24 protein-coding genes are annotated in these 23,871 nt (G+C 74.4%); 13 read left to right on the top strand and 11 right to left on the bottom strand.

The genetic code is table 11. From position 1 onward, the window contains the following. The first annotated feature begins 31 nt into the window (after nt 1-31). A complete protein-coding gene (locus BLS67_RS21465) occupies nt 32-895 on the top strand; it encodes an aminoglycoside phosphotransferase family protein (RefSeq protein WP_091249813.1) in 864 nt (287 codons plus the stop codon). On the opposite strand, the gene BLS67_RS21460 is transcribed toward BLS67_RS21465, so the two are convergent. The 5 genes from BLS67_RS21460 to mmuM are packed head-to-tail and all read right to left on the bottom strand — an operon-like array spanning nt 888 to nt 6,665. Next, a complete protein-coding gene (locus tag BLS67_RS21460) occupies nt 888-1,649 on the bottom strand; it encodes a sulfite exporter TauE/SafE family protein (RefSeq protein ID WP_091249808.1) in 762 nt (253 codons plus the stop codon). The genes BLS67_RS21465 and BLS67_RS21460 overlap by 8 nt on opposite strands. Next, the gene (locus BLS67_RS21455) at nt 1,646-2,431 is read right to left on the bottom strand and encodes a sulfite exporter TauE/SafE family protein (RefSeq protein ID WP_091249805.1); all 786 of its coding nucleotides are present in this window, start codon (nt 2,429-2,431) and stop codon (nt 1,646-1,648) included. Before BLS67_RS21455 ends, BLS67_RS21460 begins: the two co-directional genes overlap by 4 nt. Nucleotides 2,432-2,482: 51 nt before the next feature. Then, nucleotides 2,483-4,987, bottom strand: a complete 2,505-nt coding sequence (locus BLS67_RS21450) for a DEAD/DEAH box helicase (protein ID WP_091249802.1) — start codon at nt 4,985-4,987, stop codon at nt 2,483-2,485. 18 nt (nt 4,988-5,005) lie between these two features. Then, nucleotides 5,006-5,755 carry a glycoside hydrolase family 16 protein gene (locus BLS67_RS21445; protein WP_091249799.1) on the bottom strand — a complete coding sequence of 250 codons (750 nt, stop codon included), beginning with the start codon at nt 5,753-5,755 and terminating at the stop codon, nt 5,006-5,008. A gap of 10 nt (nt 5,756-5,765) precedes the next feature. Continuing rightward, entirely contained in the window at nt 5,766-6,665 is a 900-nt protein-coding gene (gene mmuM / locus BLS67_RS21440; RefSeq protein ID WP_091249795.1) for a homocysteine S-methyltransferase, read from the bottom strand. 63 nt (nt 6,666-6,728) lie between these two features. On the opposite strand from mmuM, the gene arfB reads away from it, so the two are divergent. Beyond that, complete coding sequence (gene arfB / locus BLS67_RS21435; protein WP_091249792.1) at nt 6,729-7,166, top strand: alternative ribosome rescue aminoacyl-tRNA hydrolase ArfB; 438 nt, start codon at nt 6,729-6,731, stop codon at nt 7,164-7,166. On the opposite strand, the gene BLS67_RS25085 is transcribed toward arfB, so the two are convergent. Further along, nucleotides 7,138-7,707: a beta-class carbonic anhydrase gene (locus BLS67_RS25085; protein WP_091249790.1), complete on the bottom strand. Its 570-nt coding sequence runs from the start codon at nt 7,705-7,707 to the stop codon at nt 7,138-7,140. The genes arfB and BLS67_RS25085 overlap by 29 nt on opposite strands. Nucleotides 7,708-7,888: 181 nt before the next feature. Between BLS67_RS25085 and BLS67_RS21425 the strand changes: the two genes are divergently transcribed. The 4 genes from BLS67_RS21425 to pip are packed head-to-tail and all read left to right on the top strand — an operon-like array spanning nt 7,889 to nt 14,241. Next, on the top strand, nt 7,889-10,435 hold the full coding sequence (locus tag BLS67_RS21425) for a molybdopterin oxidoreductase family protein (protein ID WP_242654261.1): 2,547 nt from the start codon (nt 7,889-7,891) through the stop codon (nt 10,433-10,435). Then, nucleotides 10,435-12,954 (top strand): nitrite reductase large subunit NirB, encoded by a 2,520-nt coding sequence (nirB, locus tag BLS67_RS21420; RefSeq protein ID WP_091249784.1) that lies wholly within the window; start codon nt 10,435-10,437, stop codon nt 12,952-12,954. Before BLS67_RS21425 ends, nirB begins: the two co-directional genes overlap by 1 nt. Beyond that, the gene (locus BLS67_RS21415) at nt 12,951-13,262 is read left to right on the top strand and encodes a Rieske (2Fe-2S) protein (RefSeq protein WP_091249780.1); all 312 of its coding nucleotides are present in this window, start codon (nt 12,951-12,953) and stop codon (nt 13,260-13,262) included. The genes nirB and BLS67_RS21415 overlap by 4 nt, the downstream gene beginning before the upstream one ends. Before the next feature lie 31 nt (nt 13,263-13,293). Next, entirely contained in the window at nt 13,294-14,241 is a 948-nt protein-coding gene (gene pip / locus BLS67_RS21410) for a prolyl aminopeptidase (protein ID WP_091249777.1), read from the top strand. Here pip and BLS67_RS21405 read toward each other — a convergent pair. Then, entirely contained in the window at nt 14,234-15,007 is a 774-nt protein-coding gene (locus BLS67_RS21405; protein WP_091249774.1) for a hypothetical protein, read from the bottom strand. The genes pip and BLS67_RS21405 overlap by 8 nt on opposite strands. 134 nt (nt 15,008-15,141) lie before the next feature. On the opposite strand from BLS67_RS21405, the gene BLS67_RS21400 reads away from it, so the two are divergent. Beyond that, nucleotides 15,142-16,533, top strand: a complete 1,392-nt coding sequence (locus BLS67_RS21400) for a nitrate/nitrite transporter (RefSeq protein WP_091249771.1) — start codon at nt 15,142-15,144, stop codon at nt 16,531-16,533. On the opposite strand, the gene BLS67_RS21395 is transcribed toward BLS67_RS21400, so the two are convergent. Together BLS67_RS21395 and BLS67_RS21390 are read right to left on the bottom strand one after the other, a co-directional pair. Next, complete coding sequence (locus BLS67_RS21395) at nt 16,530-17,660, bottom strand: uroporphyrinogen-III synthase (protein ID WP_242654260.1); 1,131 nt, start codon at nt 17,658-17,660, stop codon at nt 16,530-16,532. The two genes, BLS67_RS21400 and BLS67_RS21395, sit on opposite strands and share 4 nt — an antisense overlap. Nucleotides 17,661-17,697: 37 nt before the next feature. Next, on the bottom strand, nt 17,698-18,579 hold the full coding sequence (locus BLS67_RS21390) for a polysaccharide deacetylase family protein (RefSeq protein ID WP_091249764.1): 882 nt from the start codon (nt 18,577-18,579) through the stop codon (nt 17,698-17,700). A gap of 124 nt (nt 18,580-18,703) precedes the next feature. On the opposite strand from BLS67_RS21390, the gene BLS67_RS21385 reads away from it, so the two are divergent. Beyond that, the gene (locus BLS67_RS21385) at nt 18,704-19,279 is read left to right on the top strand and encodes a TetR family transcriptional regulator (protein ID WP_165617684.1); all 576 of its coding nucleotides are present in this window, start codon (nt 18,704-18,706) and stop codon (nt 19,277-19,279) included. A 2-nt stretch (nt 19,280-19,281) separates the two neighbouring features. Here BLS67_RS21385 and BLS67_RS21380 read toward each other — a convergent pair whose 3' ends face one another. Together BLS67_RS21380 and BLS67_RS21375 are read right to left on the bottom strand one after the other, a co-directional pair. Continuing rightward, nucleotides 19,282-19,857 (bottom strand): uridine kinase family protein, encoded by a 576-nt coding sequence (locus BLS67_RS21380; RefSeq protein ID WP_207500793.1) that lies wholly within the window; start codon nt 19,855-19,857, stop codon nt 19,282-19,284. A 10-nt stretch (nt 19,858-19,867) separates the two neighbouring features. Next, nucleotides 19,868-20,923 carry an MBL fold metallo-hydrolase gene (locus tag BLS67_RS21375; RefSeq protein WP_091249758.1) on the bottom strand — a complete coding sequence of 352 codons (1,056 nt, stop codon included), beginning with the start codon at nt 20,921-20,923 and terminating at the stop codon, nt 19,868-19,870. A 32-nt stretch (nt 20,924-20,955) separates the two neighbouring features. Here BLS67_RS21375 and BLS67_RS21370 point away from each other — a divergent pair, with 32 nt between their 5' ends. From BLS67_RS21370 to BLS67_RS21350, 5 genes are all read left to right on the top strand, one after another. Then, entirely contained in the window at nt 20,956-21,417 is a 462-nt protein-coding gene (locus BLS67_RS21370) for a PH domain-containing protein (RefSeq protein WP_242654259.1), read from the top strand. Nucleotides 21,418-21,642: 225 nt separating this feature from the next. Then, nucleotides 21,643-22,305, top strand: coding sequence for a translation initiation factor IF-3 (gene infC, locus BLS67_RS21365; RefSeq protein ID WP_165617687.1), 663 nt, complete (start codon nt 21,643-21,645; stop codon nt 22,303-22,305). Nucleotides 22,306-22,341: 36 nt separating this feature from the next. After that, entirely contained in the window at nt 22,342-22,536 is a 195-nt protein-coding gene (gene rpmI / locus BLS67_RS21360; protein ID WP_091249756.1) for a 50S ribosomal protein L35, read from the top strand. Nucleotides 22,537-22,573: 37 nt separating this feature from the next. Continuing rightward, nucleotides 22,574-22,963, top strand: coding sequence for a 50S ribosomal protein L20 (rplT, locus tag BLS67_RS21355; RefSeq protein WP_055757838.1), 390 nt, complete (start codon nt 22,574-22,576; stop codon nt 22,961-22,963). 76 nt (nt 22,964-23,039) lie between these two features. Continuing rightward, the gene (locus BLS67_RS21350; protein ID WP_091249751.1) at nt 23,040-23,849 is read left to right on the top strand and encodes a TrmH family RNA methyltransferase; all 810 of its coding nucleotides are present in this window, start codon (nt 23,040-23,042) and stop codon (nt 23,847-23,849) included. The last annotated feature ends 22 nt before the right edge of the window (nt 23,850-23,871 follow it).

Genomic DNA, 23,871 nt, shown 5'->3' with positions numbered 1-23,871 from the left:
GCCCGCCGCGCAGCACGCAAAGCTGGCGGCGATGTCAGCGCGCATGCACCCCGACCAGGTCATCGCGACGCCTGCACTCGTGCGACAGCTGGTCGACGAGCAGTTCCCGCAGTGGGCCGACCGCCCGATGACCCGGGTCGAGCACCACGACACCGACCACGACGTGCACCGGTTGGGCGACGACCTCGTCGTCCGGTTGCCGGTGGTGGGTTGGGCGACCGGGCAGGCCGAGGCCGAGCGCCGCTGGCTGCCGGTGCTCGGCCCGCACCTGCCGCTGGCGGTGCCGCAGCACCGGGCGACGGGGCGACCCGCGCACGGCTACCCGTACGCCTGGTCGGTCTGGGAGTGGTTGCCCGGCCACCCGGTGCGGCAACGGCTCGGCGACCAGGACGCCGACCTCCTGGCCCACTTCGTCGCGGCCCTGCACGCCGTCCCGACGGACACGGCACCGCCGCGCAGGCCGCGGAGCAGGGGTGGGCCGCTCGCGGAGCGGGACGACGAGGTCCGGGAGTGCGTCGCCGTCCTGGGCAGTGCGGTCGACGGCCCCCGCACGCTGGCGACCTGGACCGACGCCGTGGCGGCACCCGGCTGGGGCGAGGACGTCTGGCTGCACGGTGACCTGCTGCCCGGCAACGTCCTGGTGCACGAGGGGCGGGTGTCGGCGGTCATCGACTGGGGCTCCCTCACCACCGGCGACCCGGCGGCCGACCTCGTGCCGGCCTGGCACCTGTTCCGCCGTCCCGACCGGTTCCTGCACGGTCAGGACGACGCGACCGTCGCCCGGGCCCGCGGGTGGGTGATCAGCCAGGCGGTGATCGCGCTGCCGTACCACCGGGACACCAACCCCGGCATCGTCGCCCAGTCGCTGCGCGCGCTGGCCGCCGTCCTCAGCTGAACGCGTCGAACCCCAACTTGATCGCCAGACCCAGCCCGAGGACGGCGATGACCCGGCGCAACCAGGTGCCGTCGACCCGGCGCACCACGCGCGGACCCAGCCGGCCCCCGACGAAGAACCCGATGGCCAGCGGCAGCATCGCCGCCCACGCCACCTCGGCGAACAGGGCGAACCCGACCGCGGCGACCAGGTTGGCCACGAACAGCAGCACGTTCTTGGCCGCGTTCCCGCGGGGCACGGTGGTGCCCGTGGTCAGCAGGAACATCGCCAGCATGAGGACGCCGGCCGCCGCGCCGAAGTAGCCGCCGTAGATCGCGATGGCGTAGACCCCGAGCGCCAGGCCCCAGGGCGACCCGTGCGACTCCCGGGCCCCCTCGGCGGCCAGTTCACGCGGGGGTCGCTGCACCAGGATCGCCACCGACGCCCCGGCGATGAGGAAGGGCACGATCCGCTCGAACCCGCCGGCCGGGGTGACCAGCAGCAGCACGGTGCCGGTGACACCGCCCAGCAGAGCGGCGACCGACAGCGGCACCAGCCGGCGTGCCTGACCGACGAGCTCGGGTCGCGAGGCACTCACCGACCCCACCCCGTTGAACACCAGCGCCACGGTGTTGGTGACGTTGGCGGTCACCGGCGGCAGCCCGGCCGCCAGCAGCGCCGGGTAGCTGACCAGCGAGGCGAGCCCGGCGATCGACCCGGTCAGCCCACCGCCCACGCCGGCGGCCAGCAGCAGCACCCACTCCAGGGCGGTCACCGGGTCACCAGCACCACGATCGCGACGACGCCGACCACCACGATGAGCGAGCGCAGCAGCCACGAGGGCAGCCGGCGTCCGTACCGGCCGCCCAGGAAGCCGCCCACCAGCGAACCCGCTGCGACCAGCCCCGCGGCGCGCCAGTCGATGCGGTCGGCGGCGACCACGACGTAGGTGAGGGCGGCGACCGCGTTCACCCCCAGCGTCAGCACGTTCTTCAGGGCGTTGAGCTGCTGCAGCGAGTGGGGGAGCAGCAGCCCGAACAACCCGATCTGCAGCACGCCCTGGCTGGCCGCGAAGTAGCCGCCGTAGGTGCCGGTGGCGTACGCGCAGCCGAACAGGGCAGCGGTCCGGCCGGGCCCCACCCGGTCGGTCGGCGCCGGGCCGGCGCCGGTGCGCCGGGACGCCAGCCACCGCTGCAGCAGCGGCTGGGTGGCCACGAGCACGACCGCGAGCCCGACCAGCACCGGTACGACGGTCTCGAACGCCGATGCGGGCAGGTGCAGCAGCAGGAACGCCCCGGTCAGCGCACCCAGCACCGAGGCGGGGAACAGCGAGAGCAGCAGGCGGCGCTGGCCGGTCAACTCGTGCCGGTAGCCCAGGGCCCCGGTGAGGTTGCCGGGCACCAGACCCATCGAGTTCGACACCGTCGCGGTCACCGGCGGCAGCCCGACGGCCAGCAGCACCGGGAACGTCACGAGGGTCCCCGAGCCGACGACGGCGTTGATGCCGCCCGCCGCCAGGCCGGCGCCGACCACCGCCAGCATCTCGAACCAGCTCACGACCGCATCGCCCGCGACGATGCCACAGCCGGTCCGGGCCCCCCGACGCGGCTAGGCGTCCTTGCGGCCGGCGTCGACCACCCGCAGCACCGGAGCGCCCTGCTCGTCGGAGGCCTCCAGGTCGACCTCGACGTCGATGCCCCAGTCGTGGTTCCCCTCGGGGTCGTCGACGATCTGCCGCACCTTCCAGAGGCCCGCAGACGACCGGTCGACGACGAACAGGGCCGGCCCGCGCGCGTCGGCGCCGGTGAGCACCTCGGCGTGCTCGGCGAAGTAGGCCTGCACCACCTCGCCCCACCGCTCGGCGTCCCAGCCCGCGGGAGCGTCCAGCTCGCCCAGGTCGTACCAGCGCCGGCGGGCCCAGAACTGCACCCGCTGCCAGACCGCGTTGCGCACCATCGCGGTGAACGCCCGCACGTTGCCGGTGAGCGGCCGCGGCCGGGCCGGGACGGCGGGCACGTCGACGGCGTCCGAGGGGTTGGTCAGCTCCTCCCACTCGTCCAGCAGGGACGAGTCGACCTGCCGCACGACCTCGCCGAGCCACTCGACGACGTCGGTCACCTCCTCGGTGCGCGCCTCGGCGGGCACCCCCGACCGCAGCGCCCGGTAGGCATCGGTCAGGTAGCGCAGCACCGCACCCTCGGACCGGGTGAGCCCGTAGGCGTTGACCAGCTCGCGGAAGGTGTAGGCGCTCTCCCACATGTCGCGGACGACGGACTTCGGCGAGGGCTGGACCGCGGCGGCCCACGGGTTGCCGCGCACGAACGTCTCGTGCGCGGCCTCGAGCAGCTCGGCCAGCGGCTTGGGGTAGCTGACCTCCTCGAGCAGCTCCATGCGCTCCTCGTACTCGATCCCCTCGGCCTTCATCTCGGCCACCGCCTCGCCGCGGGCCTTGTTCAGCTGGGCGCCGAGGATCTGCCGGGGGTCGTCCAGCGTCGACTCGATGACGCTGACGACGTCGACCACGAACGTGTCGGACTCGGGGTCCAGCAGGTCGATGACGGCCAGCGCGAACGTCGAGAGCTGCTGGTTCAGCGCGAACCCGGCCGGCAGGTCACCGGTCAGCTGGTAGGTGACCCGGCCGTCGTCCAGCACCACCCGCTCCACCACCTCGGCGGCGATCAGCGTGCGGCCGATGCCGATCGCGTCGCGGATCAGCTTCAGCTGGCGCTTGCGCGGCTCGTGGTTGTCGGTCAGCAGCTTCGCGAGCGCCGCCACCGGGTCGCCCGGGCGGGCCAGCACGTTGAGCAGCATCCCGGTGGTCACCTGGAAGTGGCTGGTCAGCGGCTCGGGCTCGGCGGTCTCCAGCCGCTGCGCGGTGGCCTCGCTCCACGGCACCATGCCCTCGGGCACCTTCTTGCGCACGAGCTTGCGGCGCTTCTTCGGGTCGTCGGCGACCTTGGCGAACTGCTTGAGGTTCTCGACCTCGTGGTCGGGCGCCTGGACGACGACGTACCCCGCCGTGTCGAACCCGGCCCGCCCGGCCCGACCGGCGATCTGGTGGAACTCCCGCGCCGACAGCATGCGCACCCGGGTGCCGTCGTACTTGGACAGCGCGGAGAACACCACCGTGCGGATCGGCACGTTGATGCCCACGCCCAGGGTGTCGGTGCCGCAGATGACCTTGAGCAGGCCGGCCTGCGCCAGCTGCTCGACCAGCCGCCGGTACTTGGGGAGCATCCCGGCGTGGTGCACGCCGATGCCGTGCCGCACCAACCGCGAGAGGGTCGTCCCGAAGGCGCTGGAGAACCGGAACCCGCCGATCAGGTCGGCGATCTTGGCCTTCTCCTCCTTGGTGCAGACGTTCACGCTCATCAGCGCCTGCGCCCGCTCGAGCGCGGCGGCCTGGGTGAAGTGCACGACGTAGACCGGGGCCTGCCGGGTGTCCAGCAGCTCCTGGATCGTCTCGTGCGCCGGGGTGGTGGCGTAGGAGAAGTGCAGCGGCACCGGGCGCTCGGCCCCGGCGACCAGCGCGGTGGGCCGGCCGGTGCGGCGGGTGAGGTCCTCGCGCAGCGCGGTGGTGTCGCCCAGCGTCGCCGACATGAGCAGGAACTGGGCGTTCGGCAGCTCCAGGATCGGCACCTGCCACGCCCAGCCGCGGTCGGGGTCGCCGTAGAAGTGGAACTCGTCCATCACGACCAGGCCGATGTCCGCGGAAGGCCCCTCGCGCAGCGCGATGTTGGCCAGGATCTCGGCGGTGCAGGCGATGATCGGGGCGTCGGCGTTGACCGCGGCGTCGCCGGTGAGCATGCCGACGTTCTCCGCGCCGAAGACCCCGCAGAGGGCGAAGAACTTCTCGCTGACCAGCGCCTTGATCGGCGCGGTGTAGAAGCTCACCCGGTCCTGCGCCATCGCGGCGTACTGCGCACCGGTGGCCACCAGCGACTTGCCCGAGCCGGTGGGGGTCGCCAGCACCACGTTGGCGCCGCTGACCAGCTCGATCAGCGCCTCCTCCTGGTGCGGGTACAGCGTGGTGCCGGCGGCCTCCGCCCAGGCGGCGAAGTCGGTGAACAGGGTGTCGGCGTCGGCGCCGTCAGGCGGGGAGAGGACGGTCATGGTGCCCCCCAGCCTCCCTCATGCGGGTCGGGACACGATCGCGTCCACCACCAGTTCGGGTACGAGGTGCCCGTCGGTGCCGTCGCTGCGCGCCGGGAAGTCGAAGACGGCGACCATCAGCTGCAGCGGGTAGGTCGGGGGTGCAGCGCACCGGCGCACCACCTCGCCGTCGACCCGGAACACCGCCTCGGACGCGTCCCAGTCGACGGCGTACGTGTGCGGTTCCGCGACGTCGACCGGCAGCCGGGGTGCGGCGAAGTCGGCGGCCAGGTGGGGATCGCGGATGGGCTTGAGGCCGATGCCCACCTCCGCCGAGACCCCCGGGTCGACGGCGTCGCCGAACACCTCGACCACGCAGATCTCGCCGGACTCGGCCGGCACCTCCTCGAAGCCGCACAACCACAGCGCGGCCATGGACCGCGGCGACAGGTGCATCGCGCAGGTGATCTCGACGTGCCCCGCGGAGACCAGGTGCCCGACGCTGCGCGGCTGCTCCTCACGCACGCGCTGCCCGGGGAAGACCTCCTGCTGGCCGGACGTCGACCCGACCGGACCCGACCGGTTGCCGGACTGGATGCCCGACACCCGCAACGGGGGGTCGTGGTCCTCGGGCAGCCACACCGGGTGGTCCACCGGCACCGAGAGCACCAGCTGCGAGTCGGCGAGGCGGTAGGCGGCCGCGGTCGCGGCGCGGCTGCTCCACATCGGCAGGTAGTGCGGTGTCCACACCGCCGGGTCGAGCTCGGGGCCGTCGAAGTCCTCGTGCATGCCGGGGAAGCTAGTGCAGCCCTCCGACGGTCCCGGCCACGGTCGCGATGTGGGCCGGCCGCACCCGGCAGCAGCCGCCGACCAGCCGCGCACCGGCCGACAACCAGGCGGACACGTCGCCGACCCCGGCGTCCCCGGTCCACGCGCGGGCGTCGGCGTCCCAGGTCTCGCCGCTGTTGGGGTAGACGACGACCGGCTTGCCGCTGGCCACCCGCGCCCACACCACCGCCGGGACGACGGAGGCCGGATCGGTGCAGTTGACGCCCACCGCCACCACCTGGTCGACCCCGCGGACCATGCCCAGGACGTCGCTCAGCGGTTCGCCGCGGCGGGTGCGGGTCACGCCGTCCGGGCCGGTGACCGAGGACAGCGAGAACCAGGCGGGGACGTCGAGCGCGGTCACCTCGGCCAGCAGCGCCTCGACCTCGGCGGCCCCGGGCAGCGTCTCGCAGGCCAGCACGTCCACGCCGGCCTCGGCGAGCACCTGGAGCCGCGGCCGGTGGAAGGCCCTCAGCTCCTCGACGCCCACGGAGGAGAGGTACGCGCCGGTGTACTCCGACCCGTCGGCCAGGTACGCCCCGTACGGGCCCACCGAGCCCGCGACCCACGAGGACGGCGCCCCCTCCCGGGCCAGCTCCACCGAGCGGGCGATGAGGCCCTCGGCGTCGGCGAACCCGGCGGCGGTGAAGCCGGGCACCGTGGCCTGGTAGCTGGCGGTGGTCGCCACCTGGGCGCCGGCGGCCTCGAAGGCGGCGTGGGCGTCGCGGATCGCACCCGGGTCGTCCCGCAGCAACTGCGCCGACCACAGCGCGCTGGTCACGTCGTGCCCGCGGGACTCCAGCTCGGTGGAGAGCCCGCCGTCCAGGACGACGGGTCCGGCGGCCAGGGCGTCGGCGAGGGAGGAGCGCACGGACGCCGATCCTCCTCCGGTCCGCCGATCAACCGGGTTGCCGGTCACGGGAGACTGGTCGCCGTGCCCACCGACGACCCCGCAGGCGACCTCCCGGTCACCCCGCGGCTGGTCGTGCCCGCGGGCATGCTCGGCTGGCGGTTCAGCCGCTCCTCGGGCCCGGGCGGGCAGGGTGTCAACACCGCCGACAGCCGGGTCGAGCTGTCGGTGCACGTGCTGGACGTCCCCGGCCTGACCGAGCACCAGCAGGCCCGCCTCGCCGAGCGGCTCGGGTCACGGCTGGTGGACGGCGTCCTCACCATCGCGGCGTCCGAGCACCGGCAGCAGCTGCGCAACCGCGAGGCCGCCCGCGCCCGCATGGCCATGGCCATCGGTCAGGCGCTGGCGCCCCCGGCCCCGCCGCGCAGGAGGACGAAGCCGACCCGCGGCTCGAAGGAACGCAGGATCACCGCCAAGAAGCAGCGCGGGCAGCTCAAGAGGCAGCGAGGCGGACTGGACTGACGCCGCGCTCGCGGTCGAGGTCGCGCTCGCGGCGCTCGGCCCGCCCGGGCACCACGACCTCGCGCAGCTCGTGGCTGGCCACGTCGTGCACGAACCCGCGCACCGCTTCGGGGTACAGCAGGAACGCCGAGCGCCGCACCCGGCGCACCGACTGGGCGACGTCCTCCTCGAGGTCGGTGAAGGTCTCGATCGCGAACGAGGGCGCGACCCCGCTGGCGGCCTGCAGCTCGGCCCGGAACCCGTCGTCGGTGATCTTCTGCATGCCGCAGTCGGTGTGGTGCACGAGCACCACCTCGCGGGTGCCGAGCTTGCGCTGGGAGATGGCCAGCGACCGCACGACGTCGTCGGTGACGATGCCGCCGGCGTTGCGCAGCACGTGCGCCTCACCCGGGGCCAGCCCCAGGACGTCGAAGAGGTCGAGCCGCGAGTCCATGCAGGTGACCACGGCGACGTGCAGCCGCGGCTGGATGGGCAGGTCGGACGGCGCCTGGGCGGCCGACCAGGTGCGGTTGCGCTCGACGAGGTCGTCGGTGGCGGTCACGGGTGCTTCTCCTCGATGTCGGGGTGCGTCCCCGAGGTCATCGGCAACGAGCGCCCGGGCTGCATGACCCCGAGGGATGAACCGACCGCACGGTGGCCCCCGCCCGCCGGTGAGGACGACGGAACGCGACCTTGACGTCGGCGCAGCGGACCGGACACGGGCCGTCTGCAGGCTCGCCCACGTGCCCACCCCAGCGCCGCCCCGCACCCGGACGACGCAGACCCACTGCCCCTACTGCGCCCTGCAGTGCGGCATCGCGCTGACCGCCGGCGACCGGCCGGCCACCCTCGTCCCGGCCGACTTCCCGACCAACCGCGGTGGCCTGTGCTCCAAGGGTTGGTCGGCCCCCGAGCTGCTCGACCACCCCGAGCGGCTGACCCGACCGCTGGTCCGCAGCACCCCCGGCGACCGCACGTCGCCGTTCGTGGAGACCAGCTGGGACGCCGCCCTCGACCTCGTGGTCGCCGGCATCCACGCCACCCAGGCCGGACACGGCCGCGACGCGGTCGGCTGCTTCGGCGGCGGTGGGCTGACCAACGAGCAGGCCTACCAGTTCGGCAAGTTCGCCCGGGTCGCGCTGCGCACCTCGCAGATCGACTACAACGGCCGCTTCTGCATGTCCTCGGCGGCCGGTGCGGCCAACCGCGCGTTCGGCCTGGACCGCGGCCTGCCGTTCCCGCTGGCCGACGTCGGCGGGGCCGACGTCCTGCTGCTGGTGGGCAGCAACCCGGCCGACACCATGCCGCCGGCGATGCAGTACCTGGACGCCTCCCGGGAGAAGGGCGGCCGGTTGTTCGTCGTCGACCCCCGCCGGACGGCGACCGCCCGCGCCGCCGAGCTGCACCTGCAGGCCCTGCCCGGCACCGACCTTGCGCTGGCCAACGGACTGCTGCACATCGCGGTCGCCGATGGCCTGGTCGACGAGCAGTACGTCGCCGCCCGCACGACCGGGTGGGACGCCGTCCGGGCCTCGGTGCAGGCGTACTGGCCCGACCGGGTCGAGCGGCTGACGGGGGTGCCGGTGGCGCAGATGCGCCGGACCGTGCTCGCCCTCGCGCAGGCCGAGAACGCGATCGTGCTGACCGCCCGCGGCGCCGAGCAGCACCGCAACGGCACCGACACCGCGCAGGCGTGGATCAACCTGGCGCTGGCCCTCGGCCTGGTCGGCCGCCCGGGCAGCGGCTGGGGCACCGTCACCGGGCAGGGCAACGGCCAGGGCGGCCGCGAGCACGGGCAGAAGGCCGACCAGCTGCCCGGCTACCGGATGCTGGGCGACCCCGCCGCGCGGGCGCACGTCGCCGCCGTGTGGGGCGTCGACCCCGCCGACCTGCCGCAGCCCGGTCGCAGCGCCTTCGAGCTGCTCGACGCCCTGGGCCGCGACGTGCACGCCCTCCTGGTGCTCGCCTCCAACGTGGCGGTCTCGGCCCCCGACGCCCGCCGCGTGGTCCGGCGGCTGCGCGATCTCGAGTTCCTCGTGGTCAGCGACTTCTTCCTGTCCGAGACCGCGGAGCTCGCCGACGTCGTCCTGCCCAGCGCCATGTGGGCGGAGGAGGACGGCACCATGACCAACCTCGAGGGCCGGGTCATCCGCCGACGCAAGTCACTCGACCCGCCCGGCGAGGCCCGCGACGACCTCGCGCTCATGGCCGACCTGGCCGACCGGCTCGGCGCCGGGGCGCACTTCAGCGCCGACCCCGAGACCGTCTTCGCCGAGCTCGGCCGGGCCAGCGCCGGCGGCAAGGCCGACTACGCAGGCATCACCTGGGACCGGGTGGACGCCGAGCAGGGCGTGTTCTGGCCCTGCCCGACGCCTGCGCACCCCGGCACCCCGCGGCTGTTCCTCGACCGCTTCCCGACCCCGGACGGTCGGGCCCGGTTCGTCGCCGTCGAGCACGTCGGCGCGCACGAGCCCCCGGACGCCGAGCACCCCTACGTGCTCACCACCGGCCGGGTGATGGCCCAGTACCAGTCGGGCACCCAGAGCCGGCGCTCCCGCAGCCTGCAGCTCGTGGCCCCGGCCCCGCGCTGCGAGCTGCACCCCGACCTCGCCGCCCAGCACGGCATCGCGCACGACGACGTCGTCGAGCTGACCACCCGTCGCGGCAAGGCCCGGTTCACCGCCACGGTCACCGACGCCATCCGCCCGGACGTCGTCTTCGCGCCCTTCCACTGGGGCGGCGGGTCCAGCGCCAACGCGCTCACCGACGCCGCCCTCGACCCGATCAGCCGCATGCCGGCCTTCAAGACCTGCGCGGTCGCCGTCGCCCGCGTCGGCGGACCCGTCGAGCAGGTGCCCGCCCCGATCTCCCAACCGGTGCCCCTCGTCCTCGAGACCGCACCCCGCACCCCGCTCACCCCCACCCGGAGGAGAACCGCAGCCGTGAAGAGCACCCCGAGGTTCCTGCAGGGCGTCTACCCGATCACCGGCGAGGGCCTCACCAAGCCCGGCCCCGTCGACCCGGCGCTCACCTACACCGTGCCCGCCGGCGCGAGTGCCCAGGCGCTGTACTTCCGCGGCGGCAACTCCACGCCCGAGCTGGTCTACGTGCTGCTGGTGCGCGACGGCGAGCCGATGCGCTGGTTCCCGATCGGGGCCAGGGGCGACGTGCACGTGCCGCTGCGGGTGGTCGAGGACCTCCCCGGCGGCAGCGTCGTCACCCTGCACGTCGCCGCCCCCGAGGGCATCACCGGCGAGCTCGTGGTCGACCTGGGCCTGGTGGAGGTCTGATGACGGCGATCCTGGGTGGCTCGACGCGCGAGTTCGCGGTCCTGCAGGCGGCCGACTCGCGCGCGCAGATCGTCGTGGTCGGCAACGGCATGGCCGGGGCACGGTTCGTCGAGGAGGTGCTCGAGCGGGACGGCGGCGAGCACTTCCGGATCACCGTCTTCGGCGACGAACCGCACGGCAACTACAACCGGATCATGCTGTCCCCGGTGCTGGCCGGGGAGGCCGACGAGGCCGACATCGTGCTCAACAGCCACGACTGGTACGCCGAGCGCGACGTCGAGCTGCGCGCCGGGGTGCGGGTCGAGCGCATCGACACCGCGGCCAAGGTGGTCCACGCCGCCGACGGCACGGCCACCGCCTACGACCACCTGGTGCTGGCCACCGGCAGCCACTCGTTCATCCCGCCCATGACCGGCGTCCGCACCGCCGACGGCGCACTCCTGGACGGCGTCGTCGGGTTCCGCACCATCGACGAGACCCGGCAGATGCTGGCGGCCTCCCGCACGCACCGGAAGGCCGTGGTGATGGGTGGCGGGCTGCTCGGGCTGGAGGCCGCCCGTGCGCTCCAGGCCCAGGGCATGGAGGTCGAGCTGGTCCACGCGATGGGCTGGTTGATGAACGCCCAGCTCGACGTCGAGGCCGGCGGGGTGGTGCGGCGCAGCGTCGAGGAGCTCGGCATCGCCGTGCACACCGACGCGATGGCCACCGAGGTGCTGGGCACCGACCGGGTCACCGGTGTGGTGCTCAAGGACGGCCGCACCCTGGACTGCGACCTGCTCGTGGTGGCCGCCGGGGTGCGCCCGCACACCGACGTCGCCGTCCGGTCCGGGGTCGAGGTCGAGCGGGCGATCCTGGTCGACGACCGCCTCGCCACCGACGTCCCCGACGTCTACGCGATCGGTGAGTGCGCGCAGCACCGCGGCACCGTCTACGGCTTGGTCGCCCCCGCCTGGGAGCACGCCACCGTGCTGGCCGACCTGCTCACCGGGGCCGACCCCGAGGCCGCCTACACCGGCTCCCGGACGGCGACCAAGCTCAAGGTGGCCGGGGTCGACGTCGCGGTCATGGGCGTGAGCACCCCCGAGCGGGACAGCGACGAGTTCCTGGTGATCAGCGAGCCCAAGCGGGGGGTGTACCTCTCGGTCGTCGTCCGCGACGACCAGCTCATCGGCGCCACGCTGGTCGGCGACACCCGCAAGGTCGCCTTCCTGACCCAGGCCTTCGACCGGCGCACGCCGCTGCCGGCCGAGCGGATCAAGCTGCTGGTCGACCTCTCCGACGGCGACGCCGAGGTGGGCGTGGCCGAGCTGCCCGGCGACTCCCAGGTCTGCAACTGCAACGGCGTCACCAAGGACCGGATCTGCGGTGCCGTCGCCGACGGCTGCACCTCGCTGCCGAAGGTCATGGACGCCACCCGCGCCGGCAAGGGCTGCGGCTCGTGCAAGGGCCTGGTGCAGCGGATCGTCGAGTGGGCCGCCGACGGCGCCCTCACCGAGGAGGAGTCGGCGTCCTGGTACGTGCCGGGTGTGCCGATGCCCAAGCCCGAGCTGATCGCGGCGATCAAGCGGCACGACCTGCGCAGCGTCTCCGCCGTCTTCGCCACCCTCGCCCGGGGCGGCGAGGAGGACGCGAAGTCGAAGATGGGGCTGGCCAGCCTGCTCAAGATGATCTGGGGCAGCGACTACGTCACCGAGCCCGACGCCACGTTCGTCAACGACCGGGTGCACGCCAACATCCAGCGCGACGGCACGTTCTCCGTCGTCCCGCAGATGAAGGGCGGGGTCACCACCCCCGACCAGCTGCGCAAGATCGCCGACGTCGCGGAGAAGTACGACGTGCCGATGGTCAAGATCACCGGTGGCCAGCGGATCGACCTGCTCGGCATCCGCAAGGAGGACCTGCCGAAGGTGTGGGCCGACCTCGACATGCCCTCGGGCTACGCCTACGGCAAGTCGATGCGCACGGTGAAGACCTGCGTGGGCAGCGACTTCTGCCGCTTCGGCCTGGACGACTCCACCCAGCTCGGCATCGACCTGGAGACCCGGTTCCAGGGCGTCGAGAGCCCGGCCAAGATCAAGATGGCCGTGGTCGGCTGCCCGCGGAACTGCGCCGAGGCCTACGTCAAGGACGTCGGTGTCGTGGCCACCGGCAAGGGCCGGTGGGAGGTCTACGTCGGCGGCGCCGCCGGTGCCTCGGTGCGCAAGGGCGACCTGCTGGCCACCGTCTCCACCACGGCCGAGGTGCTGGAGCTGACCGGCCGGTTCCTGCAGCTCTACCGGGAGAACGGCAACTGGCTCGAGCGCACCTACGACTTCGTGCCGCGCTTCGGCCTCGACCGGCTGAAGGCGGTGCTGCTGGAGGACAGCGAGGGTCTGTGCGCCGCGCTCGACGAGGGCATCCAGCGCTCGGTCGACGCCTACACCGACCCGTGGGCCCGCGACCGGGCGGAGCCGGCGTCGCCGGGGCAGTTCCGCACGTCGCTGCCGCTGACCGTGCTTCCGCAGGTGCCGGTCCGATGACGACGACCGTGACCGCCCACGTGGTCGGCCGGGCCGACGAGGTGCCGGTGGGGGAGGGCCGCGCTTTCACCGCCGGCGACACGTCGGTGGCGGTCTTCCGGCTGCGCGACGGCTCGCTGCGCGCGGTCGCCGCGGTCTGCCCGCACGCCGGCGGACCCATCGCCGACGGCCAGAGCGACGCCCGCGTGGTGGTGTGCCCGCTGCACCTCAACGCCTGGCGCTGGGACGGCACCCCGACGACCGGCGCGGGCCCGCTGCCGGTCTACGCGGTCCGCGAGGCGGACGGCCACCTCGTCGTCGAGGTCTGACACCGCGGCCCACGGGTGGCAGGGTGGGGGCATGGCTGCGCAGTACCCGGCGATCGAGCCGCACGACAGCGGGATGCTCGACGTCGGCGACGGGCACCGGCTCTACTGGGAGACCTCGGGCAACCCCCACGGCAAGCCCGCCGTGGTGCTGCACGGCGGCCCGGGTGGTCGCAGCAGCCCCGGCATGCGCCGCTCCTTCGACCCCGAGCGCTACCGCATCGTGCTGTTCGACCAGCGCAACTGCGGCCGCAGCACACCGTTCGCGGGCGAACCCGAGGTCGACCTCTCGGCGAACACCACCCAGCACCTGGTCGCCGACCTCGAACGGCTGCGCGAGCACCTGGGCATCGACCGGTGGCTCGTGTGGGGCGGGTCGTGGGGCGTGACGCTGGCGCTGGTCTACGCGGAGACGTTCCCCGAGCGGGTGACCGAGCTGTGCCTGGTCGCGATCACCAGCGGTGACCAGGGCGAGATCGACTGGATCACCCGCGACGTCGGCCGGGTCTTCCCGCGCGAGTGGGAGGCCTTCGCCGGGCACGTCGGCCACGCCGCCGACCTCCCCGCCGCCTACGACCGGCTGCTGCACGACCCCGACCCCCGCGTGCGCGCCGACGCCGCGGCCGCGTGGTGCGCCTGGGAGGACGCCCACGTCTCGCTCGCCCCGGACCACCGGCCCCGCTTCACGGTCATGGCGCCGACCGACCAGCTGGCCATCTGCCGGGTGGTCACCCACTACTGGGCCCGCGGCTGCTTCCTCGAACCCGGGCAGGTGCTCCGCGACGCCCACCGGCTCGCCGGCATCCCGGGGATCATGGTGCACGGCCGGTTCGACGTCAGCGGCCCGCTCGGCACGGCCTGGGCGCTGCACCGGGCCTGGCCGGCCGGCGAGCTCGTGGTGGTGGGCGACGCCGGCCACTCCAGCGCCTCGATGGGCGCGCCCTTCGGCGCCTTCCTCGACCGGGTCGCCGGGGTCAGCTGAGCGCGGAGAGGGCGGCGTCGACGTCGTCGGCGCGGACGAAGTCCAGGGCCAGCAGCCGGTGCAGCAGCACGCCGCGTCGGGTCAGCCGCAGGTCGGCCGGGCGCAGCCGGGGCTGGGCGGCGCCGCCGGGCCGGGGGACGGCGACCGGCGGGTCGAGCAGCCCGGCCTCCTGCAGCCCCACCAGGTCCTCGAGGGCGCCCCAGGTCGACCAGGCCCGCGGGTCGACCGGCACCGGGACCAGCGGCAGCGGTGAGCGCTCGCGGCGGCCGACCGCGGCCAGCAGCGCCCACTGCCGCCAGGTGAGGTCGCGGGCCACCAGCAGCGCCCGCTCGGCCAGGGCGGCGTCGACGTCGGGGGAGAAGACCACCTCGGCCAGCAGGTAGCCCAGGTGCCGCACCCGCCGCTCGTCGGCCGCGGCGCGGGCGGCCAGCAGCACGCCCTCGCCCACCTCGCGCGCGGCCACCCGGCCGCCGGCCCGCTCGGCGAAGAAGCCGTCGGAGCGCACGTGGCGTTCCCGCCGGGACAGCGAGACGCCGTGCTCGACGGCGAAGGCCAGCGCCGCCCCGGCCCGGGCCGCCTCGCGCTGCGGCAGCGCTCCGCCGCCGAGGTCGTCGGCCAGGTCGCGCAGGCACCCCGAGAACCGGTCGTCCAGCTGCAGCGCGGCGTCGGCGGGGGAGTAGACGACGGTGGCGGCCGAGCCGGTCATGGACCCGGCGATCCCGAAGCCCGACTCGATCAGCGAACGGCCCGGTTCGGGAGAGGTCACGGGGTGATCATGCGGGTCGCGACCCGCGCGCGCAGCATTCCTCACCACGTCGGGTCAGCCCCGGTGCGGGGAACGGAACACAGCTCGCCCGCAGGGGCAACCGTCGGGTCACCCGGGATCGGCAGGGTCGCCGCATGGCCGTGACCACCGAGACCGCACCCACCACCAGCACCCGCCGGGGCGGGAGGTGGATCGACGACTGGCGCCCCGAGGACCCGCAGTTCTGGGCCGCCACCGGCAAGCGCATCGCCCGCCGGAACCTGTGGTTCTCGGTGTTCTCCGAGCACATCGGCTTCTCGATCTGGAGCCTGTGGTCGGTGATGGTGCTGTTCCTCGGCCCGGCCTACGTGGCCGCCGGCACCTTCACCGGCGAGCCACCCGAGGTGGCCGCGCAGAAGTTCCTGCTCACCGCGCTGCCCACGGCGCTGGGCGCGTTCGTGCGGCTGCCGTACACCTTCGCCGTCGCCCGCTTCGGCGGCCGCAACTGGACGATCGTGTCGGCGGCTCTGCTGCTGGTGCCGACCGTGGCCACCGCCCTGGTGCTCGAGCCCGGCGTCTCCTACTCCACGCTGCTGCTGGTGGCCTGCCTGGCCGGTGTGGGCGGCGGAAACTTCGCCAGCTCGATGACCAACATCAACGCCTTCTACCCCGAGCGGGAGAAGGGCTGGGCGCTCGGGCTCAACGCCGGCGGCGGCAACCTCGGGGTGCCGGTGATCCAGCTGGTCGGGCTGCTCGTGCTGGCCACCGTCGGGGCCGAGCACCCGCGCGTCGTGCTGCTGGTCTACGTGCCCTTCATCGTGCTGGCCGCCGTCGGCGCCGCCCTGGTGATGGACAACCTGACCACGCTGGCCAACCAGCCCCGGGCGCTGCGCGACGCGGCCCGCGAGCGGCACACCTGGGTGATGTCCTTCCTGTACATCGGCACGTTCGGCTCGTTCATCGGGTTCAGCTTCGCCTTCGGCCAGGTGCTCACCAACCAGTTCGCCAGCTCGTTCGCCACCCCGCTGGCCGCGGCGTCGCTGACCTGGCTCGGCCCGCTGCTGGGCTCGCTGATCCGCCCGGTCGGGGGCAAGCTCGCCGACCGGTTCGGCGGCGCCCGCATCACGCTGTGGAACTTCGTGGCCATGGCCGTCGGCGCCCTGGTGGTCTTCGTCGCCAGCCAGGTCGGCTCGCTGCCCTTGTTCGTCGTCGGCTTCGTGCTGCTGTTCGTGCTCAGCGGCCTGGGCAACGGCTCGACCTACAAGATGATCCCGGCGGTCTTCCGGGTGCAGGCCATGGACGCCGTCGCGGCAGGCGAGGAGTCCGCGACCGCTGATCGTCGGGCACTGCGCATGTCCGGTGCCGTGATCGGCATCGCCGGCGCGGTCGGGGCCTTCGGCGGCGTGCTGGTGAACCTGGCCTTCCGGCAGTCGTTCCTCACCACGGGCACCGGGGACGGCGCCTACCTGGTCTTCATCGCCTTCTACCTGGTCTGCGTCGCGGTCACCTGGGCCGTGTACCTGCGCCCGGGAAAGGTCGCGGTCTAGACGGCCAGGCGGTAGCCGCGCTTGACGACGGTCTCCACGACCGGTGCGCCGAGCGCGGCCCGCAGGCGGGTCACGGCCATCTCGACGGCGTGCGCGTCCGACCCGCCGGAGACGGTGGCCAGCAGGTCCGGCCGCGAGACCACCGCACCCGGGCGGCGGGCCAGGGACTTCAGCACGGTCATCGGCGCCGGCGCCAGCTCGACCAGCCGGCCGTCGAGGACGACGGCGTGCCCGCGCACCTGCAGGCGGTGCCCGCCGGCGGTGAGGACGGCGTCGCGCTCGGGCAGCCGGGCGACCACCTCGCGGGCCAGCGCCCCGAGCCGGGCCCGGTCGGGCTGGGCGGTGGTGATGCCGGCGGCCTCCAGCGGACCCGCCGTCACGGCGCCGACGGCGACGGCGAGCACCCCGTCGGTCAAGCCGGCGAGCACCCCGGCCAGCACGCCCTCCTGCTCGGCCACCTGCAGCAGCGAGGCGGCCGCGGGGGCGGAGGTGAAGGTGACGGCGTCGACGGCCCGGGCGGCGATGGTGTGCACCAGCCGGCGCAGCGGGGCGGTGTCCTCGGGCAGCACCCACCGGTAGACCGGCACCTGCAGGACGTCGGCCCCGACGGCGAGCAGACCGGCCACCAGGTCGGGCAGCGGGTCCCCGTGCAGCTGGACGGCGATCCGGCGGCCCTCCAGCGGTCCCTCGGCGCCGGACAGCAGGTGCTCGAGCACCTCGGCCGAGCTCTCGGACGCCGGTGACCACGCGTCGACCAGCCCGCCGCCGCGGATCGCGCCGCGGGCCTTGGGGCCCCGGGCCAGCACCCGGGCGCCGGAGAGGTGCTCGACCAGCGGCAGGTCCCAGGCGTCGGCGGCCTCCAGCCACCCGCGGAAGCCCACGCCGGTGGTGGCCACGACCAGGTCGACCGGGGCGCGGAGCACCTCGCGGGTGGCGGCCACCAGCTCGGCGTCGTCGGACAGCGGCACGATCCGGATGGCCGGCGCGGCGATGACCCGGGCGCCGCGGCGGTCCAGCAGCGCGGCCAGCTCCTCGGACCGGCGGGCCGCGGTGACGGCCACGGTGTAGCCGGCCAGGGGCAGGACGTCCACGGGCTCGGGCGCGGGCTCGGGCACGGTCTCGGTCACGCCGTCCATCGTGCTGCGTCCGTGTTCCGGGGATGTGTCAGGGAGTCACCGGTGCGGCGTGCTCGGCGATCGCGCCGGCCGTGGTGAGCCAGACGTCGTCCCGGTGCGCCGCGACGTGCGCCAGCGCCGCCCGCAGCGGTCGCAGCCGGTGCGGGTGACCGACGACGTAGGGGTGGACGGCGATGCCCATGACCAGCGGCGCCGAGCGGGACTGCTCGAGCATCTCGTCGAAGGTGGCCACGACCATGTCGGCGAAGTCCTGGCCCGACACCTGGCGGGACACCACGGCCGGGATGTCGTTGAGCTCCTGCGGGTAGGGCACCGAGAGGATCCGCCCGCCGTCGCGGGTGGTCAGCCAGGTCGGCTGGTCGTCGTGCGCCCAGTCCAGCAGGTACCCGTAGCCGGCCTCGGCCAGCAGGTCCGGGGTCACCCGGCTCTCCGAGATCCACGGCCCCAGCCACCCCGCGGGAGCACGCCCGGCGGCCGTGGTCAGCGCGGCGGTGGCCTCGGCGACCAGGGCCCGCTCGTCGTCCTCGGTGAGGTCGGCCTGCCGCTCGGCGTTGGTGCGGCCGTGCCCGACCAGTTCGTCGCCGCGGGCCAGGAAGGCCTCGACCAGGCCGGGGCACTCGGTGAGCACCCGGCCGTTGGCGATCACCGAGGTCGGCAGCCCGAGCGCGTCGAGGGTCTCCAGCAGTCGCCAGGCGCCGACCCGGTTGCCCCAGTCCCGCCAGGAGTAGTTGAGGACGTCGGGGTCACCGCCGCCGGGGGCCAGCTCGGCGCCGAGCCCGTCGCCGAAGTCGAACACCTCCAGGTTCAGGCCGACGTAGACCGCCAGCCGGCGCCCGCCGGGCCAGTCGTACAGGGGGCGCTCCGGGAGCGGGGACCAGGGGTAGCGGCCGTGCCGGGCGGGGGAGTCCACGACACCCCACTGCCCGGCCGGGACCCGAGGGACACGTGGTGCAGGTGGGACGACGTCCTGCCCGGTGCGGAGCCGACTGCCGATGGGTGAGGAACCTCACCCCTCTGGGACCCCAGGACCGGCCATGTCGCTTCCGCTGCCCACCCTCCCCGCCGCGCCCGCCGCGGACCCCGCCTCGGCCGCCGCCCTCGCCGCAGCCGTGCAGCTGCTGGCCGAGCGGGGGTGGCACGGACTGGCCCTGGACGACGTCGCCGACCGGGCCGGCCTGCCGGTGACCCGGCTGCGGGCCACCTGGCCCTCGCTGTCCGCCCTGGTCGGCGAGGCCGTCGCGACCGTGCCGGTGGTCGTCGACCGCGGCGACACCGGCAGCACCGCCCGCGACCTGGGGGCCGCCCTGGAGCACTGGTCCCGCCCGCTGGGCCGGGGTGAGCTGGCCGTGGCCGCCGTCGCCGAGGCCGCCGGCCGGGACCCGCTGCTGCGCGCCGGCGTCGAGGTCGCGGTCACCGACGCCGTCTGCGAGGTGATGTGCGCCGTGGCGGCCCGCGCCCGTCGCCGGGCCGAGCCGATCGGCGCCGCCCGCCAGCAGTGGATCACCGCCGTCCTGGGCGGGGCGGTGTGGGAGCGCATCACCGGCCGCGGTCGTCCGGTCCCGGCCCACCGCCGGGCCGAGCTGGTCGAGTCGATCCTCGCCTGCGCCTGACCTCAGAGCACCGCGAAGGACCCCGGGGACGGCGGGACGGCGGGGGCACCGTCGACCCGCAGGTCCGCCCGGTCCCGGGTGCCCTCGCGGGCGAAGACGACCCCCTCGGCGCGGGCCCAGGCCGGCTGGAACGCCGTCATCGCCGCACCACCGCGGGCCGCCCACCGCTGCGCGCAGACCTCGGGCGGGGCCTCCACCCAGATCCGCAGCGAGGCGGCGTCGTCCACGGCCCGGGAGGCGGCGCCGCAGCCCTCGACGACCAGCGCGCCGCGGGCCGGCACCGTCGTGGGGACGGCGAACCGGCCGGTCGCCCAGTCGTAGGCGGCGAACTCCGCGTCCCGGCCCTGCCCCAGCGGGTCCAGCACCCACGCGGCGAGCCGCTCGGTGACCCCGTCGAGGGTCCAGCCGTCGTAGAGGTCGTCCAGGTGCACCACCGGTGCGCCGTCCAGCTCGGCGGCCAGCCGCCCGGCGAACGTCGTCTTGCCCGACCCGGCGGGGCCGTCCACGAGCACCAGCCGGGTCGTCCCCAGCCGAGGTGGTGCGGCCATCACCCGGGCGGCCAGGTCGGTGAACCTCACGCCGCCGACCTCACGCCGCGGTGAAGCGCGGCACCGGCCCCGCGGTGCCCACGACGGCGCCGCGGCTGGCCAGCAGCCGCAGGTGCGCGTCGGTCTCGGTCACGGCGAAGACCCGCATGCCGCGCTCGTAGGACGACCACGGGCGCGACCAGGTCAGGTGGCCCGCGAGGTCCCACGGCGTGCTGCCCGGGTGCTCGCGGACGGCGGTCAGCAGCTCGGCCAGCCGGCCCTCGTGGTGCGCCCGCAGCGCGTCGGTGCGGGCGGTCAGCCCGGTGAACCGCCACTCGTGGGCCGGCAGCACCTCGGCCGGCTCGGGCCGCTGCCCGACGGCGGCCAGGGCGGCCAGGTAGTCGCGCAGCGGGTCGGCCTCGCCGCCGGGGTTGGTGGAGATGTTCGGGCTGATGCGGGGCAGCACGTGGTCGCCGGACAGGAAGACCCCCGTGCGCTCCTCGTCGAAGCACAGGTGCCCGGCGGTGTGGCCGGGGGTGTGCACCGCCCGCAGCGACCACCCGGGGAAGTCGGCGACGTCGCCGTCGAGCAGGTCGCGGTCGGGGGTGGCCATGCGGTGGAAGGACTCCCACCGCGCGGGGTCACCGACGTCGGACACCGCGGTCTCCCGGTCGGCCCCCAGGCCCACCAGGAACCCGACCTGGGTGGCCACCGCGGCCGCGCCGTCCCGGCCCGACATCTGCCGGACGACGTCGCCGTCGGCCGGGTGCATGGCGATCCACGCCCCGCTGGCCTCGCGCACGCGGCCGGCCAACCCCAGGTGGTCGAAGTGCAGGTGGGTGATGAGCACCCCGCGGACGTCGGCGATGCCCGCGCCGATGCCGGTCAGGCCGTCGGTGAGCGCCGTCCAGCCCGCCTCGTGCTCCCACCCGCAGTCGACCAGGCCGAGACCGCCGCCCTCGAGGGCGAAGGCGTGCACCGACACGTAGCGCAGCGGGTTGTGCGGGATCGGCACCGGGATGGACCACAACCCCGGGCGGACCTCCTCGACCGGCGGCAGTTCCCTGGCCTGCCAGGCCGCGTGCTGGGCGGTCCCGGTGATCTCGCTGCTGGTCACCGCCCGCACTCTGCCAGTGGGACACTGCGGGGGTGACCTCGACCGCGATCACGACCGTGTCCGCCACACCCCGCCGCCAGCGCATCATGTGCGGCCTCATGGCGGCGGTGATCTTCGGCGTGATGCTGGTCGTGTCGATCCTGCTGAAGTCCTCCACCACCGGCGTCGTGGCCTTCCAGACCTCGGACCAGGTGGCCACCAGCGGCCTGGGCCTGGCCATGGCCGCGGCCACGCTGTACCTGTCCCGCGCCCGGGTCGACGCCGACGCCGAGGGCGTGACGGTGCGCAACATCGTGGGCACCCACCGGCTGCCGTGGGCGCACGTCCGCGCGGTCCGGTTCGACCAGAACTCGCCCTGGGCCTCGCTGCTGCTCGTCGACGACGACGAGCTCTCCGTCCTCGCCGTCCAGGCCGCCGACGGCGAGCGCGCCGTCCGCGCCGTCGAGGGCATGCGCACCCTGCTGGCCGCCAGCCGCGCCGACGGGGTAGTCTGAAGGGCGTCTCACCCCGCTACATGAGGCGCACCACCACCGGCAGCCCCGCCCCGGGCCGCCGGACCAAGAGGAGCCCGCTCCCACCTGACGCCGTCACAGGCACCCAGGTCACCTGAAGTACGGGGGTCGGTCCGCCGGCTCCTGGCCCTCCCCGCACCAGCGGGTCGAGGGCCCTTCTTCGGGTCGGGACGCTGACTCCTCGTCGCAGAACGCAGAGGAGAGGCCATCACCGAGCCACGCATCAACGACCGCATCCGCGTCCCCGAGGTCCGTCTCGTGGGGCCCGAGGGCGAGCAGGTCGGCATCGTCTCGATCGGCGAGGCGCTGCGCCTGGCCCAGGACAGCGAGCTCGACCTCGTCGAGGTCGCCCCCATGGCGCGCCCGCCCGTCGTGAAGCTCATGGACTACGGGAAGTTCAAGTACGAGGCCGCGCAGAAGGAGCGCGAGGCCCGTCGCAACCAGACGCAGACCGTCATCAAGGAGATGCGTCTGCGGCTGAAGATCGACCCGCACGACTACGAGACCAAGAAGGGCCACGTCGTCCGCTTCCTCAAGGGCGGCGACAAGGTCAAGATCACGGTGATGTTCCGCGGTCGCGAGCAGTCCCGCCCCGAGATGGGCTACCGGCTGCTGCAGCGCCTGGCGGGCGACGTCACCGACCTCGGCGTCGTGGAGTCCAACCCCAAGCAGGACGGCCGCAACATGGTCATGGTCATCGCGCCGCACCGCAACCAGGCGGCGCAGCAGGCCCAGATCGTGGAGCGCAAGAAGGCCAAGGCCGCCGAGAACTCGGCCGAGCCCGCCGCCGAGGTGCAGGAGCGGCCGCTGGCCCCCCAGTCGCCGCCGAAGCCCGCACCCCCGTCGCCCGTCGAGGCCGACCAGGCCTGACGGGCCGACCCAGACCGCACGAGTGAGGACCAGGACATGCCGAAGAACAAGACCCACAAGGGCACGGCCAAGCGCATCCGCGTGACCGGCAGCGGGAAGCTCGTCCGCGAGCACACCAACAACCAGCACAAGTTCGAGGTGAAGTCCTCCTCCCGCAAGCGCCGGGTGAAGGGCACCGAGGTGCTGTCCCCGGCCGACGCCCCCCGGATGAAGAAGCTGCTCGGTCTCTGACCGGCGCCCACACCCTTACCGACAGAGGAGTACTCACGTGGCACGCGTGAAGCGGGCGGTCAACGCCCAGAAGAAGCGCCGGACGACCCTCGAGGCCGCCAGCGGCTACCGGGGTCAGCGTTCGCGCCTGTACCGCAAGGCCAAGGAGCAGCTGCTCCACTCGGCCACCTACGCCTACCGCGACCGCAAGGTGCGCAAGGGTGACTTCCGCAAGCTGTGGATCACCCGCATCAACGCCGCGGCCCGGCAGAACGACATGACCTACAACCGCTTCATGCAGGGCCTGAAGCTGGCCGGCATCGAGCTGGACCGCAAGGTCCTGGCCGAGCTGGCCGTCAACGAGCCGGCCGCCTTCGCCGCGCTCGTCGAGACCGCGCGCGCCGCGGTCGCCGCCGCCCCGAACCAGACCGGCGTCGCAGCCGCGTAGTTCGACCCCGTACGACGCCGTCGCCGGTGGGCCCCCGCCCATCGACGGCGGCGTCGTCGCATGTCCAGGAGACGAGATGACCGACGCCCTCACCGCGCGCAACGCGCGGGTCGCCGCTGCCCGCAAGCTCACCCGCCGGGCCGGGCGCGACGCGGCGGGCCTGTTCCTCGCCGAGGGCCGGCAGGCGGTGGTCGAGGCGCTGGCGGCCGGGGTCGCCCAGGAGGTCTTCGTGACCGGGTCGGCCGCGGCCACCCACCACGAGCTGCTGGCCGGCGCCGGGGTGCCCGTGCGGTTGGTCACCGACGAGGCCGCCGGCGGGCTGAGCGAGACCGCCACCCCGCAGGGTCTGGTCGCCGTCTGCCCGCTGCGCGACGTCCCCGCGGCGACCCTGGCCACCGACCCGCCGCAGCTGGCCGTGGCGCTGGCCGAGCTGAACGACCCGGGCAACGCCGGCACCGTGCTGCGCACCGCCGACGCCTGCGGCGCCCGCACCGTGGTCTTCGGGTCCGGCTCGGCCGACCCGTTCCAGGGCAAGGTGGTGCGCTCGTCGGCCGGCAGCCTCTTCCACGTCGACGTCGTCCGCAGTGCGCCCCTCGAGCCGCTGCTGGACGACGTCCGGGCCGCCGGGGTGACCGTCCTGGCCGCTGCCGGTGACGGTGAAGTCGCCCTGGACGCCGCCGGTGCCGAGGGTCTGCTGGGCGGCCGGGTGCTGTGGCTGTTCGGCAACGAGGCCCGTGGCCTCGCCCCCGCCCTGGCCGCACGGGCCGACCACCGGGTGCGGGTGCCCATGCGCGGGCGGGCCGAGTCGTTGAACCTCTCGGTGGCCGCGGCGATCTGCCTCTACGCCACCCAGCTCGCCCAGGATGACCACATGCGCAGTCGTTGATGCGAACCACTTGCAGTTAGGG

Source organism: Klenkia soli (assembly GCF_900103975.1).
In the GTDB taxonomy this organism is placed as follows: domain Bacteria; phylum Actinomycetota; class Actinomycetes; order Mycobacteriales; family Geodermatophilaceae; genus Klenkia; species Klenkia soli.
Note: the sequence above shows the minus strand (reverse complement) of the source record. Positions and strands in the feature narration are given on the sequence as shown.